This window comes from Streptomyces gamaensis, assembly GCF_042656465.1.
GTDB lineage: Bacteria > Actinomycetota > Actinomycetes > Streptomycetales > Streptomycetaceae > Streptomyces > Streptomyces gamaensis.
The window spans coordinates 72,198-84,833 of sequence record NZ_JBHSPB010000004.1 but is presented as its reverse complement, the minus strand read 5'-3'; the positions used below and the strand labels follow the sequence as shown (position 1 = coordinate 84,833).

Genomic DNA, 12,636 nt, shown 5'->3' with positions numbered 1-12,636 from the left:
GCCGGGCCGTCCCCGTGCCGTACGAGAAGGAGTGCGGTACGGGCCGTACGGGAAGCGGACCCTCCGCGTACGCGCGCTCGTACCGCTGTCGCGCCCGCCCGTGCCCCGGCGCGCCCCCGGCGTACGGCCCGCGCGGTAACGGCCGCTACGGCGCCTGCGTTTCCCCCTCCTCGGGGCGGCGCATCACATACGCCGCGCCCGCGCCCGCCGCGAACAGGGCGAGGACGGAGACGGCGGTGCCGATCCAGCCGGCGCCCAGCCACTGGCCGCCGAACCAGCCCAGGCTCACGCTGTACGCCGCCCACGCGAGACCCGCCAGCGCCGACCACGGCAGGAACTCGGCGACCCGGCGGTGCATCGCGCCCGCGCCGAGGCTGACGACGCTGCGCCCGGCGGGCGCGAACCGGGCGAGGACCACGAGCGGGCCGCCGCCGCGCAGCAGGGCCGTGCCCAGGCGTTCCTGGGCGGCGGTCAGCCGGCGGGAGCGGGAGATGGCGCGGTCGAGGCGGTCACCGCCGCGCCAGGCGAGCCGGTAGGCGGCCAGGTCGCCCAGGACGGAGGCGGTCGCCGCGCACATCACCAGCGTGAGCATCTGCGAGACGTGGGGGTGGCGGCCGGCCGCGTCGCCCACCGCGTCGGCGGCGGTGCCGGCCGCGGCCGTCGCGGCGGTGATCACCAGTACGCCGCTGGGCAGCACCGGGACGAAGACGTCGAGCACGATCGAGACGCTGACGATGGCGTACATCCAGGGCGTATCCGCCCAAACCCCCAACTGCTCCAGCACGTCCTGATCTCCTGGTAGGGACCCCCGCCGCGACGTCGCAGGGGAGCGGCAGGGGCGGCCTTCACAACCGCACAGCCTACGCCTGAGGCTGGTGGGACATGAGGGCGGGGCGCGGGTTCGCGGGCGGGTGTTGCCCGTGTCACGGGGCGGTTCACGACCCTACGGACGGGCGTACGGACTGCCGTACGGACGCTCCGGCGGACGGCCCGGCGCGCGCGACGGCGGGGCCCGTCCGTGCCGGGCCCCGCCGTACGTCGTGAGGTGCTCGCGCGAGCGTCAGCGGCCGCGCCGCAGGAGCCGGTCGAGCGTGACGGCGCCGGGCCCGGTGAAGACCAGCAGCAGCATCGCCCAGGCGAACATCGCCGAGGACTCGCCGCCGTTCTGCATCGGCCACAGGCCCTCGGGCTGGTGGACGGTGAAGTACGCGTAGGCCATCGAGCCGGAGGAGACGAACGCGGCGGTGCGGGTGCCGGTGCCGAGCAGCACCAGGACGCCGCCGACGAGCTGGATCGCCGCCGCGTACCAGCCCGGCCAGGTGCCGAAGGGGATCGTGCCGCCGTTGCTGCCCGCGGCGCCGCCGAGGACACCGAGGAGCGAGGCCGCGCCGTGGCAGGCGAAGAGCAGGCCGACGACGACGCGGAAGGCGGACAGGGCGTAGGGGCGGGCGGCGTCGAGCCGCTCCGCGAGGGAGGCGGGCGCGGTGGGGGTCGCGCCGGCCGGGCGGGCGGGGCTCGCCGTGGCGGGGGTGGGGGGCATGGCAGTGCTCCTCGTATCGGGGGGACGGATGCGAGGATTCCACATTAGGTTGAGCTTTCAATGTTTGCAAGTTCAAGTTTTTATAAGGAGGTCCGGGAGAGGGTCCGGCGGCGATCATCCGGCCTAGGGTGTGGGCGTGCTCGCCGCCGCGGCCCTGCTGCCCGTGAACACCACCCTCGGGGTGGTCCTCGCCGTCCTGCTCGTCGCCGCCGTGGGCGTCGCCGCGCTCGCGCGCCTCGCCGACTTCCGCGAACGCGGCTACCACCGGGCCATCGCACTCGCCGGGATCCGCGCGGCCGTCCAACTGGCCGCCGTCTCCGCGCTGATCGGCTGGGTGGTGCGGGAAGTACCGCTGCTGCTGTGCTTCCTGTTCCTGATGTTCGCCGTGGCCGTACGGACCGCCGGGCGCCGTATCACCGACAACCGCACGTGGTGGTGGGCCGCCGTGCCCATCGCCGCCGGCGTCGCCCCCGTCGTCGCCGTGCTGCTGTTGACCGGGCTCGTCCCCCTCAAGGGCGTCGCGCTCGTACCGATCACCGGCATCCTCATCGGCGGCGGCCTCACCGCGACCGTGCTCGGCGGACGGCGCGCCCTCGACGAACTGCGCACCCGGCACGGCGAGGTCGAGGCGGGCATGGCCCTCGGGCTGCCCGACCGCGACGCCCGGCTGCTCGTCGCCCGCCCCGCCGCCTCCGAAGCGCTCGTCCCCGGCCTGGACCAGACCCGCACCGTGGGCCTCGTCACGCTGCCCGGCGCGTTCGTCGGCATGCTGCTCGGCGGCGCCTCGCCGCTCCTCGCGGGCGCGGTGCAGCTGTTCGTGCTGGTCGCGCTGCTGGCCGTGCAGGCCGTGGCGGTCGCCGTCGTCCTCGAACTCGTCGCGCGCGGGCGGCTGCACCGCGCGGACGGGGGCGGACGCGCCCGGCGGCGGTCGCGTACCCTGAGGGGAGCAGAAGGGGAGTAGCTCTTCGCCGGACCGTCGACACACTGCTGGGCCCAGCCCGGCCGGCGCCCGGAGGCCCGCGCACCGCTCGCGGGCCAGCGAGACCTTCGGCCGCAGTGTCCACGACGCTGCCGTGCCGAAGCGACCCCGGAAAGCCTTTCGGTCCCTCTCGGCGCGGCAGCCCCACCGACAGGGGAAACCGCCTCCGTGTTCAGCCTCACCGTCGCCGCGCTCGTCTTCGGCGTCATCTTCCTCGCCGAACTGCCCGACAAGACCGCCCTCGCCTCGCTGATGCTCGGCACCCGCTACCGGGCCTCGTACGTCTTCGCCGGCGTCGCCGCCGCCTTCGCCGTGCACGTCGCCCTCGCCATCGCCGCCGGCAGCCTGCTCACGCTGCTGCCGCACCGGCTGCTGGAGGTGATCGTGGGCCTGGCGTTCGTCGTCGGCGCGGCGATGCTGCTGCTGAAGAAGGACGACGGGGAGGAGGAAGTGGCCCGGCCGGCCGACCAGTCCTTCTGGAAGGTCTCCGGGGCCGGCTTCACGCTGATCCTCGTCGCCGAGTTCGGCGACCTCACCCAGATCATGACCGCAAACCTGGCCGCCCGCTACGGCGATCCGCTCTCCGTCGGCGTCGGCGCCACGCTCGGCCTGTGGGCCGTCGCGGGCCTGGGCATCGTGGGCGGCCGCGCCCTGATGAAGCGGGTGCCGCTCGCGCTGATCACGAAAGTCGCGGCGCTGGTGATGCTGGTGCTGGCGGGCTTCAGCCTCTACGGGGCGGCGGTCGGCTGACGCCGACGGGGACGGGGTGCGCTGCCGCGCGGTTCGGCGTTCCGCCGGGGCGTGGTCCTGGGCTGCCGTGCGCGCGGGTACCGGGCCGGTGCCGCTGGGCCGGTTCCGGCTGCGGGTGCACTGCCGTGCGGGGTTCCGTGTCGTGTGCGGGGGCCCGCGCCTGTGCGGCGGTGCCGCGCGGGTACGGGGCCGGTGCGGCCGTGCCGCGGGGCCGGTTCCGGCTCACATGGTCGCCGGGGTGTCCGGGTCGCGTCCCGGGTACGCGTACGGGCCGTACGGAACCGGGCACCTGTCCCGGCCGTACGGCCCGTACGGGCGTTCAGCCCGTGATGCTCAGCGTGATGCCGCCGTCCGGCAGGGCCGTCACCCGTACCCGCGTGAGGTCGGTGACGTGCGGGTCCGGCGCGTAGGCCGCCGCGCGGGGGCCCACGCCCACCACGCGCATGCCCGCGGCCCGGCCCGCCGCGATCCCCGCCTCCGAGTCCTCGAAGACGACGCAGTCCTCGGGTGCGAAGCCGAGCGCGGCCGCGCCCTTGAGGAAGCCCTCCGGGTCCGGCTTGCTCGCGCCCACGGACTCCGCCGTCACCCGCACGTGCGGCATCGGCAGTCCGGCCGCGCCCATGCGGGCCGTGGCCAGGGCGAGGTCGGCGGAGGTGACCAGGGCGTGCGGCAGCTCCGCGAGGGCGGCCATGAAGGCGGGGGCGCCACCGACCGGGACGACGCCGTCGACGTCGGCGGTCTCGGCGGCCAGCATGCGCGCGTTGTCGGCGTGGTTGAGCTCCATCGGCCGGTCCGGCAGCAGCGCCGCCATCGTGGCCCAGCCCTGCCGGCCGTGCACGACCTTCATGACCTCGTCGCCGTCGAGTCCCTGCTCCGCGGCCCAGTGGCGCCAGCAGCGCTCCACCACGGCATCGGAGTTGACGATCGTCCCGTCCATGTCCAACAGGAGAGCGCGGGCGGTCAGCGTGGTGCTGGTGGCGGGGGCGTGGTGGGCCGGCTGCATCGGCGTACTCCAAGGCGCGGGAGACAGACAAGCGGCCCCGCCCGCCGGTCAGGGAATACGGGCGGGGCCACTTTGTTCCTCAACGATACAAAAAGACCGGGGCGAAACGCCAACGCCCCAGGTCGGCCCCCCGGCACCCGCCTCCGGGACCGCGCGCCCGCCCTGCCCAATGGCCTAGCCCGGCGGGCCCCGCGCGCCGATCCGGCCCACGATGGAGCGTGACGGCACCCGCGGCCCGGCCGGAAGCCGTCGAGCCGCACGAGAGCCGCACCCCGGCCGCGTCCCCGCAGCGACAGGAGCGACCATGGCGGACCAGACCCCGGAGCCCGCCGGGGCCGCCGACCCCGCACCCGGCCGGCCGCCCGGCGCCGTGGCCGGGCCGGAGCCCGGCCGGAGCCGGTCGCGGCGCGCGGTCATGGTCTCCATCGGCGCCCTGCTCATGGGCATGCTGCTCGCGGCCCTCGACCAGACCATTGTCTCCACCGCCCTGCCCACCATTGTCAGCGACCTCGGCGGCCTGGAGCACCTGTCGTGGGTCGTCACCGCCTACCTGCTCGCCTCCACCGCCGCGACTCCCCTGTGGGGCAAGCTCGGTGACCAGTACGGCCGCAAGAAACTGTTCCAGACGGCCATCGTCATCTTCCTCGTCGGCTCCGCGCTGTGCGGCCAGTCACGGAACATGGGCGAGCTCATCGGCTTCCGCGCGCTGCAGGGACTGGGCGGCGGCGGGCTCATCGCCCTGTCGATGGCGATCGTCGGCGACATCGTCGCCCCCCGCGAACGCGGCCGCTACCAGGGCCTGTTCGGGGCGGTCTTCGGCGCGTCCAGCGTGCTCGGACCGCTGCTGGGCGGGCTGTTCGTCGACAACCTCAGCTGGCGCTGGGTGTTCTACATCAACCTGCCCGTCGGCCTCGTCGCGCTCGCCGTCATCGCCGCCGTGCTGCACATCCCCGTCCACCGCACCCCGCACCGCATCGACTACCTGGGCACCTTCCTCATCGCCGCCGTCGCCACCTGCCTGGTGCTGATGACCTCGCTCGGCGGCGTCAGCTTCCCGTGGACGTCCTGGCAGATCGTCGGCCTCGGCGTCCTGGGCCTCCTGCTGCTCGTCCCCTTCGTCCTGACCGAACTGCGCGCCGCCGAACCCGTACTGCCGCTGGGCCTGTTCCGCATGCGCACCTTCACGCTCTGCTCGGTCATCGGCTTCGTCATCGGCTTCGCCATGTTCGGCTCCATGACCTATCTGCCGACCTTCCTCCAGGTCGTCCAGGGCGTGACACCCACCCTGTCCGGCGTGCACATGCTGCCGATGGTCTTCGGCATGCTCATCGCCTCCACCGGCTCCGGCCAGCTCGTCAGCCGCACCGGCCACTACCGGATCTTCCCCATCGCCGGCACCGGCGTCACCGCCGTCGGCCTGCTCCTGCTGCACCGGCTCCAGCCCTCCAGCGGCGTCGCCGAGATGAGCGTCTACTTCTTCGTCTTCGGCTTCGGACTCGGCCTCGTCATGCAGGTCCTCGTGCTCATCGTGCAGAACTCGGTCGGCTACCAGGACCTCGGCGTCGCCACCTCCGGCGCCACCTTCTTCCGCTCCATCGGCGCCTCCTTCGGCGTCGCCGTCTTCGGCACGATCTTCTCCAACCGGCTCGGCCCCCGCGTCGCCACCGCCCTCGCCGGCACCCCGCTCCCGCCCGGCGTCACCCCCAAGTCCCTGACGTCCGACCCCCGCGCCATGGCCCTGCTGCCGCCCGGCACCCGCACCGCCGTCATCGCCGCCTACTCGCAGTCCATCACCGAGGTCTTCCTCTACGCGGTGCCCGTGATGCTGCTCGCCTTCGCCCTGGCCTTCCTCGTCAGGGAACAGCCGCTGCGCGGCGGCTGCACCGTCCCCGACGCCGGCGAGGTCGTCTCCTCCAACCCCGTCCACCGCTCCTCCCACGACGAGGCCGCCCGCATCCTCTCCCTGCTCGGCAGCCGCGAGGGACAGCGCCACATCTACGCCAAGCTCACCGCACGGGCCGGGCTCGACCTGCTGCCCGCCGCCAGCTGGCTGCTGCTGCGCATCAAACGCCACGGATCCGCCGAGCCCGCCCTCCTCGCCGAACGCGTCGACATCCCCCTGCGCGTCATCACCGACGCCACCCGGCAGTTGGAGACCCGCGGCCTGGCCGTACGCCAGGGGCTGCCGCTCGTCCTCACCGACGAGGGCCGCCGGCAGGCCGAACTGCTCTTCCGCGCCCGCGAGGAGTCACTCGCCGAACTGCTGGGCGACTGGTGGACCAAGGACCGCCCCACCGACCTGCGCCAACTCGTCCAGGAACTCTCCGGCGAACTGTGCGGATCCGACGCCGAACAACCCCACGACGGGCCCCGCGGCGACCACGACCACCCGCGCTGACCACCGCCCCCGTCACCCGCGCGTACCCCCGTCCCCGTGGCAACGCCCAGGTGGCCGGAGGGCGACCTGCGGGTGTGGCCCAGGACTCAGTAAGGTCATCCACAGCCCGACGAGGGTGACCGAACTTGGGCGACCGGAGGAGCGGCAGGGCGTGGCGAATGCACAGACGGGTGGACCGGCCGGTCCACCGGGAGCGGGGCAGCGGACCGGCCTCGCGCCGGCGGCCCTGTGGCTGCTCGCCGGGCTGCTGGCCGTGCGTCAGGCCGCCGCGGTGCTGCGGCTGCCCCCCGAGCGGCGGTTCACCGAACTGGAGCGGTGGATCGGCGAGAACGGCGTACTGCACGTCCGCGGCTCCCTCTACGACAGCGCCGGCGAGAAGTTCACCGGCACCCCCTTCGGCGGACTCGTCCTCAAACCCCTCACCCGCGCCGCCGAGAACAGCCTCGGCCTCGGCTGGACCTTCGGCACCCTGCTGCTCGTCGCCGCCGTCGCCCTCGTCGCCGCCCGCTCGCTGCCCCGCCCCGTCTCCCGCCGCACCGCGCAGTTCGCCGCGCCCGCCGCGCTCTGTCTGACGGTGCTCTCCCTGCCCGTACGCAACACCTTCACCCTCGGCCAGACCAGCATCCTTCCCGTGCTGCTGGTCCTCCTCGGCTGCGCGCTGCCCCGCCTCGCCGGCGGCACCGGCCGGGCGGGCGGCGTGCTCGTCGGCCTCGCCGCCGCGCTGCAACCGGCCGTCCTGCTCTTCGCCGTCCTGCAGTGGCTCACCGGACGGCGCAGAGCCGCCCTCACCGCAGGCGGCACCTTCGCCGCCTGCACCGCCCTCGCGTGGGCGCTGATGCCCGCCGACTCCGCCGCCTACTGGGTGCACCACATCGCCGGCGCCGGCCTCGGCCAGGCACCCGACGGGCTCGCCAACCAGTCCCTGCACGGACTGCTGCTGCGCCTCGGCCTCGGCGGACCCGCCGAACTCGCCCTGTACGGGCTGCTGTCCGCCGCCGTCGCCGTCCTCGGCCTGCGCCGCGCCGCCGCCTACGCCCGCGACGGGCAGCTGCTGCTCGCCACCGCCGTCACCGGCTGCGTCACCGTCGCCGTCTCGCCCACCGCCTGGCAGCACCAGACGCTGTGGATCCTGCTCGCCGTCGTCGGCCGGGTCGGCAGGCGCCGCGCCGACCGCCTGGTGTGGCCCGTCATGGTCGTCCTCGTCATGACGCTCACCAGCACCGTGCTGATGCCCGACAAGAACCCGGTGCTGCGCCCCATCGGCGACAACGCGCCGCTGCTCGCCGCCCTCCTGGCCGCCTGCGCCGTGCCCTTCCTCACCCGCGACCGCGAGCACTGGGACCGCCCCGTGCCCACGCCCGTCAGCGCGCCGCGCCCGGGCCGGCTCTCCTGGGTGCCGCTGTTCCGCTTCTGGAAGCGGCCGCTGACCCGGCCCAACGTGCTCCTGGAGCTGATGCTGATACGGGTCGGCTACTGGTTCTACTCCTACATCCGCGCGAGCGCGCCCGACGAGCGTGCCCTCGCCGAGGGCCACGGCCGGCAGATCCTCGGCATCGAGGAGTTCCTGCACCTCGACGTCGAGCACGGCTTCAACCGGTTCGTGGCAAGCGTGGACTGGCTCACCGGCGCCATGAACTACTACTACGGCACCTTCCACTTCCTGGTGCCCGTCTCCCTCCTCGTCTACCTGTACGTGCGCCGCCCCGGCACCTACCGCTGGGCCCGCACCGCCCTCTCCCTGGCCACGCTCCTCGCGCTCGTCGGCTTCTGGGTATATCCGCTGGCGCCGCCGCGGCTCATGCCCGGCCGCGGCTTCATCGACACCGCCAACGGCCCCCAGGACCTGGACAATCCGGACTTCGGGGCGTTGACCGAGCTGTCCAACCAGTACGCCGCCATGCCCTCGCTGCACATCGGCTGGTCGCTGTGGTGCGGCGTCGTCATCGCCGCCGTCGCCCCCAGAGCGTGGATGAAGTGGCTCGGCATGCTCTACCCGCTGATGACCTTCCTGGTCATCCTCGGCACCGCCAACCACTACGTGCTCGACGCCCTCGGCGGCGCCCTCGTCGTCACCCTCGGCTTCGCGATCCAGTACGCGCTGGCCGGACCGGGACGCGGCACGGCCGCACCGCCCGCGGAAGGCGGCCGGCCCGGCGCCGAGGGGCCGCTCGACGCCGGGCCGGTGGTACGGGAACGGGAGCAGACCCCGGCCTGAGGCCGGGCGGCGTCAGCTGCCGACCGTGATCTGCTGCGAGGAGTCCGTGGTGTCCGTGACGTCGTAGACCGCGTTGAACGTCGAGGACGTGGCGGACGTCGGGCAGCCCATGCCGCCGGTGACGGTCACGGGAACCACCGCGTCGGTGACGGTGATCTGCGACGGCGCGCCGTTGGTGAACGTCGCGGCGAAGCTCGCCGGCCCGCTCGGCGCGGCCGTCACCGTGCAGGTGGCGATGCCGGAGGTCTGCAGGACAAGGCCGCCGGTGGGCACGGTGAGGGTGGCGGTGACGGGCGAGCCGTTCTGCATCGAGACACCCCACGTGCCCGAGGTGGCGATGCTCGCGCTCACGCCCGGCATGCTCGTGGAGCAGTTGGAGTAGGTCGGCGGGTTGATGGGGCTGGCGACCGGGCCCGAGGGGTTGGTGTTGCCGGGCGCGGCCGGTATCTGGTTGTTGCCGTTCCCGGGCTGGCTGCTGGAGACCGAACACGTCACGGTCACGGATCCGGCCTGGAAGCTCGCGCTGCCGTTGAGCGTGGCCGCGAACGAGTGCCCCGCCGGGCCGACGGTGGTCGAACCGGCGTCGAGGGTACGCGCGTCGGCGCTGCCGGTGGCGGTGAGGGTCAGCGCCGCGGTAGCGGCGAGAGCGGCGCCCGAGGCGACGAGGGCACGCGTACGGACTCTCCGGACGGTCATGCGAACTCCTTCGGGGGTTGGTGGAGTTGCGGAATCGAGCGAGGTGATGGTCATCGGGACGCCGGCCCGGAACCGCCCGTGGGGCGCCGGCCGGTCTCCCGGGCGTACGACCGAGGGCCTGGCGTCACCGGAGCCGTGCGGAGGCGTGCGGGCCGGCTGTGGGGCCGTCGTTCCGGTTGGTTCCCGGGGCTGGGGCGGGCGTGGGGCCGTCGGGCCCGGCGTCCGGGGCGGCTGGGCCCGGGGGTGTTTCCGGGGCGGGTGGTACCCGCGGGTCCGGCTCCCCCGGGGAATCGGCCTCCGGCGCCGAAGGCGCCCTGGGTTGCCAGGCGAAGATCATGCTGCCGCCGACCACGCCGAGCACCGTGCCGAGCAGGAAGCCGCCGAGGTTGGAGATGACCAGCGCGGCCGCCGCGCACATGACGGTGACGATGCCGGCGAGCGTGCGGTAGTACGGCGCGAACCAGGCGCTCAGGCCCATCACGATCATCACGAGGCCCATCAGGACGGCGGGGACGCCCGCGATGCCCTGGACGAGCATGACCTTCAGCGGGGCCAGCGGGATCGCGCTGATCTCCGCGCCGGCGGCGACGGCGAACAGGCCGCCCCAGAACGGACGTCCCTTGCGCCACTGCCGCCATGCCTGCCACGGCCGGCGCCGGCCGGTCACGGGCTCGGTGCCGGCCGCCACGTCAGAAGCACTCCTGCTTGCCCTTGTGCAGCTGGAGGTTCAGGCCGGCGAGCTTGAAGGTGCCCGCGGTGGTGGCCCAGGCGGTCTGGTGGAGATTGTCGACCGTGACCTTCTGGGCCTGCTGGGAGAACATGTCCTGCATGCCCTTGGCCTTGCGCGGGCCCTTGTCCAGCGTGGAGGCGTCGCGGCCGATCTCGATGTCCTGGAACGAGGCGTTGCCGGACATCTGGGTCGCGTCGACGAACAGGTCCTCGGCCTTGACCGGGTTGCTGGGGTCCTGGCCCGCGCTGATGTTGAGCGACACCGCGCCGATGACGGGCAGTTCGGTCACCACGGACTGGCACAGGCTGTGCAGGGTGGCCTTCTTGATGCCGGTGACGACGACGGGCATCAGCTGGTCGCGCTTGTTCACGTCGAAGCTGCCGTACTGGGCGAAGCCCTCGCCCTCCAGCTGGTCGGCCGCGACCTTGAACTGCTGCCCGGACACCGCGAACGAGGCGGCCAGCGCCCCCTGCGCGAGCGCCACGGCCAGCGCGGCCGTGGCCGCGAACCCCGGTACGGCCAGTACGGCGAACCGGCGCCACCTGACGCGTCCGGTGACGGGTCTTCCTTGCTCGTCCTTCATGCTGTTGCCCCTCGTCGAAGCGGTAGGGCAGCGCTGCGTAACCGTGCCGCCGCGCTGCGGGCGTACGGGATGGAGCGTGGGGGGACGTGACGCGTCGGTGCGGGCGCGGCGGACCGCACCCCCGCGAGGTGTACCCGAGGGTAAGTCCGGCGCGGAGGGCTGGCAAGGGTTTGTGCAGGGGATGCGGCTGGAGTGGGGCGGTCCTGAGTTCCTTGTGTGCAGGGCAAGTTGAACCGCCGCGTCGGTACCACCCTCACCTCCGCGCTTTACCGGACCATGGCCCGGGTAAAGGCCTGATTGGCGTGCTGGACAGCGAGGGCAGGACGACTCATGACGACCGCAGTGCACCCAGTCCCCGTCCCCCCGGCCACCGCGGCCGGCGGACTTCCCCTGGCCGGGCACCTGTTGGCGATCCTCCGCGATCCGCTGACGTTCTTTCAGAAACAGCATGCCGTCGGCACGGAAGGAGTGGTGAAGCTGCGCCTCGGCCCCAAACCGGTCCATCTGGTCACCCGGGCGGACCTCGTGCGGCGGCTGCTGGCCGACCCGGTCGCCTTCGACAAGGGCGGCGCCTTCATCGACAGCGCCAAGGCCCTGGTGGGCAACGCCGTGGGCACCTGCCCCACGGTGGACCACAGGACGCAGCGCCCCATGCTGCAGCCCGCCTTCCACCACCGCAGGATCGTGGAGTACTCGCGGGTCATGCAGCGCTGCGCGGCCGCGCTCGCCGGCTCCTGGCAGGACGGGCAGTATGTCGAACTCGTCGACGTGCTGCACCGGTTGGCGGCCCGGGTCGCCGCCCGCACCCTGTTCTCGGGCCCCGGCGCCGCGCACGCGGCCGAGGAGATCCAGCGGCACTTCCCGGCGATGCTGGCCGGGCTGCACCGCAGGATGTTCATCCCCGTCGACTGGGTGCACCGGGCGCCCGTCCCCGTCAACGCCGCCTTCGACGCGGCGCTGCACGGCATCCAGCGCACCGTCGAGGGCGAGATCCGCGCCTACCGCGCGGAGGAGGCCGGCGGGGCGGACCGGGGGGACCTGCTGTCCGCGATGATGCGCGCCCGCGACCCGTACACGGGCGTCCGGCTCACCGACGCCGAGCTCAAGGACCAGGTCATCAGCATGCTGATGGGCGCCATCGAGACCACCGGCAGTACGGCCGCCTGGCTGCTGCACCACCTCGCCGGGGAGCCGCAGGCCGAGGAGACCGTCCTCGCGGAGCTGCGCCGCGCGGTCGGCGAGCGCGGGGTCCGTGCCGAGGACCTGCGCGGGATGGGCGCCCTCAAGCAGTGCCTGACCGAAGTCCTGCGTCTGTACCCGCCGTTCTGGCTGCTGAGCCGGGTCGCCACGCGTCCGGTGGAGCTCGGCGGCTATCTGGTCCCGGCGGGTGCGGACGTCCTCTTCAGCCCGTACTGCCTGCAGCGCGACCCGGGGGTCTTCGCGGACCCGGACCGCTTCGACCCCTGGCGCTGGGACCCGGACCGCGTCACGCCCGCCCAGAAGGAGTCCCAACTGCCCTTCGGTACCGGCTCGCGCAAGTGCCTCGGCGATGTCTTCGGCGCCACCGAGATCTCCCTGATCGTCGCGACCGTGCTGCAGCGGTGGCAGATCGGCCCGGCCACGGGGCTGAGGGTCGTGCCGGTGGTCAAGGGGACCATGCGGCCGAGCCTCATGCCGATGGTGGTGCGGCGCAGGGAGGAGGCGTACGCGCGCTGAGAAGGGCTCCCTTGGGTCCGCGGGCG

General features: G+C 73.6%; 11 protein-coding genes. 5 read left to right on the top strand and 6 right to left on the bottom strand.

The window, feature by feature from the left end; genetic code table 11:
- Nucleotides 1–145: 145 nt before the first annotated feature.
- Together ACFP1Z_RS07670 and ACFP1Z_RS07665 are read right to left on the bottom strand one after the other, a co-directional pair.
- Nucleotides 146–784, bottom strand: a complete 639-nt coding sequence (locus tag ACFP1Z_RS07670) for a DedA family protein (RefSeq protein WP_390315152.1) — start codon at nucleotides 782–784, stop codon at nucleotides 146–148.
- Nucleotides 785–1,060: 276 nt separating this feature from the next.
- A complete protein-coding gene (locus ACFP1Z_RS07665) occupies nucleotides 1,061–1,540 on the bottom strand; it encodes a DoxX family protein (protein WP_390315151.1) in 480 nt (159 codons plus the stop codon).
- A 130-nt stretch (nucleotides 1,541–1,670) separates the two neighbouring features.
- On the opposite strand from ACFP1Z_RS07665, the gene ACFP1Z_RS07660 reads away from it, so the two are divergent.
- Both ACFP1Z_RS07660 and ACFP1Z_RS07655 read left to right on the top strand, forming a co-directional pair.
- Nucleotides 1,671–2,501 carry an ABC transporter permease gene (locus ACFP1Z_RS07660; RefSeq protein ID WP_390315150.1) on the top strand — a complete coding sequence of 277 codons (831 nt, stop codon included), beginning with the start codon at nucleotides 1,671–1,673 and terminating at the stop codon, nucleotides 2,499–2,501.
- Nucleotides 2,502–2,687: 186 nt separating this feature from the next.
- Entirely contained in the window at nucleotides 2,688–3,269 is a 582-nt protein-coding gene (locus ACFP1Z_RS07655; protein WP_390315149.1) for a TMEM165/GDT1 family protein, read from the top strand.
- Between the two features lie 319 nt (nucleotides 3,270–3,588).
- Here ACFP1Z_RS07655 and ACFP1Z_RS07650 read toward each other — a convergent pair whose 3' ends face one another.
- Entirely contained in the window at nucleotides 3,589–4,272 is a 684-nt protein-coding gene (locus tag ACFP1Z_RS07650) for an HAD-IA family hydrolase (RefSeq protein ID WP_390315148.1), read from the bottom strand.
- A 304-nt stretch (nucleotides 4,273–4,576) separates the two neighbouring features.
- Between ACFP1Z_RS07650 and ACFP1Z_RS07645 the strand changes: the two genes are divergently transcribed.
- Both ACFP1Z_RS07645 and ACFP1Z_RS07640 read left to right on the top strand, forming a co-directional pair.
- A complete protein-coding gene (locus tag ACFP1Z_RS07645; protein ID WP_390315147.1) occupies nucleotides 4,577–6,670 on the top strand; it encodes a DHA2 family efflux MFS transporter permease subunit in 2,094 nt (697 codons plus the stop codon).
- Between the two features lie 151 nt (nucleotides 6,671–6,821).
- The gene (locus ACFP1Z_RS07640) at nucleotides 6,822–8,885 is read left to right on the top strand and encodes a bifunctional glycosyltransferase 87/phosphatase PAP2 family protein (protein WP_390315146.1); all 2,064 of its coding nucleotides are present in this window, start codon (nucleotides 6,822–6,824) and stop codon (nucleotides 8,883–8,885) included.
- A gap of 12 nt (nucleotides 8,886–8,897) precedes the next feature.
- Here ACFP1Z_RS07640 and ACFP1Z_RS07635 read toward each other — a convergent pair whose 3' ends face one another.
- From ACFP1Z_RS07635 to ACFP1Z_RS07625, 3 genes are all read right to left on the bottom strand, one after another.
- Complete coding sequence (locus ACFP1Z_RS07635; RefSeq protein WP_390315145.1) at nucleotides 8,898–9,581, bottom strand: hypothetical protein; 684 nt, start codon at nucleotides 9,579–9,581, stop codon at nucleotides 8,898–8,900.
- 124 nt (nucleotides 9,582–9,705) lie between these two features.
- A complete protein-coding gene (locus ACFP1Z_RS07630; protein ID WP_390315144.1) occupies nucleotides 9,706–10,269 on the bottom strand; it encodes a DUF6114 domain-containing protein in 564 nt (187 codons plus the stop codon).
- Between the two features lies 1 nt (nucleotide 10,270).
- The gene (locus ACFP1Z_RS07625; RefSeq protein ID WP_390315143.1) at nucleotides 10,271–10,894 is read right to left on the bottom strand and encodes a DUF6230 family protein; all 624 of its coding nucleotides are present in this window, start codon (nucleotides 10,892–10,894) and stop codon (nucleotides 10,271–10,273) included.
- Nucleotides 10,895–11,224: 330 nt separating this feature from the next.
- Here ACFP1Z_RS07625 and ACFP1Z_RS07620 point away from each other — a divergent pair, with 330 nt between their 5' ends.
- The gene (locus tag ACFP1Z_RS07620) at nucleotides 11,225–12,610 is read left to right on the top strand and encodes a cytochrome P450 (RefSeq protein ID WP_390315142.1); all 1,386 of its coding nucleotides are present in this window, start codon (nucleotides 11,225–11,227) and stop codon (nucleotides 12,608–12,610) included.
- The last annotated feature ends 26 nt before the right edge of the window (nucleotides 12,611–12,636 follow it).

Excerpts from the sequence above, each read along its gene's own strand:
- ACFP1Z_RS07665 (WP_390315151.1), bottom strand. The coding sequence starts at position 1,540 with ATGCCCCCCACCCCCGCCACGGCGAGCCCCGCCCGCCCGGCCGGCGCG.
- ACFP1Z_RS07650 (WP_390315148.1), bottom strand. The coding sequence starts at position 4,272 with ATGCAGCCGGCCCACCACGCCCCCGCCACCAGCACCACGCTGACCGCC.
- ACFP1Z_RS07645 (WP_390315147.1), top strand. The coding sequence starts at position 4,577 with ATGGCGGACCAGACCCCGGAGCCCGCCGGGGCCGCCGACCCCGCACCC.
- ACFP1Z_RS07635 (WP_390315145.1), bottom strand. The coding sequence starts at position 9,581 with ATGACCGTCCGGAGAGTCCGTACGCGTGCCCTCGTCGCCTCGGGCGCC.
- ACFP1Z_RS07625 (WP_390315143.1), bottom strand. The coding sequence starts at position 10,894 with ATGAAGGACGAGCAAGGAAGACCCGTCACCGGACGCGTCAGGTGGCGC.
- ACFP1Z_RS07620 (WP_390315142.1), top strand. The coding sequence starts at position 11,225 with ATGACGACCGCAGTGCACCCAGTCCCCGTCCCCCCGGCCACCGCGGCC.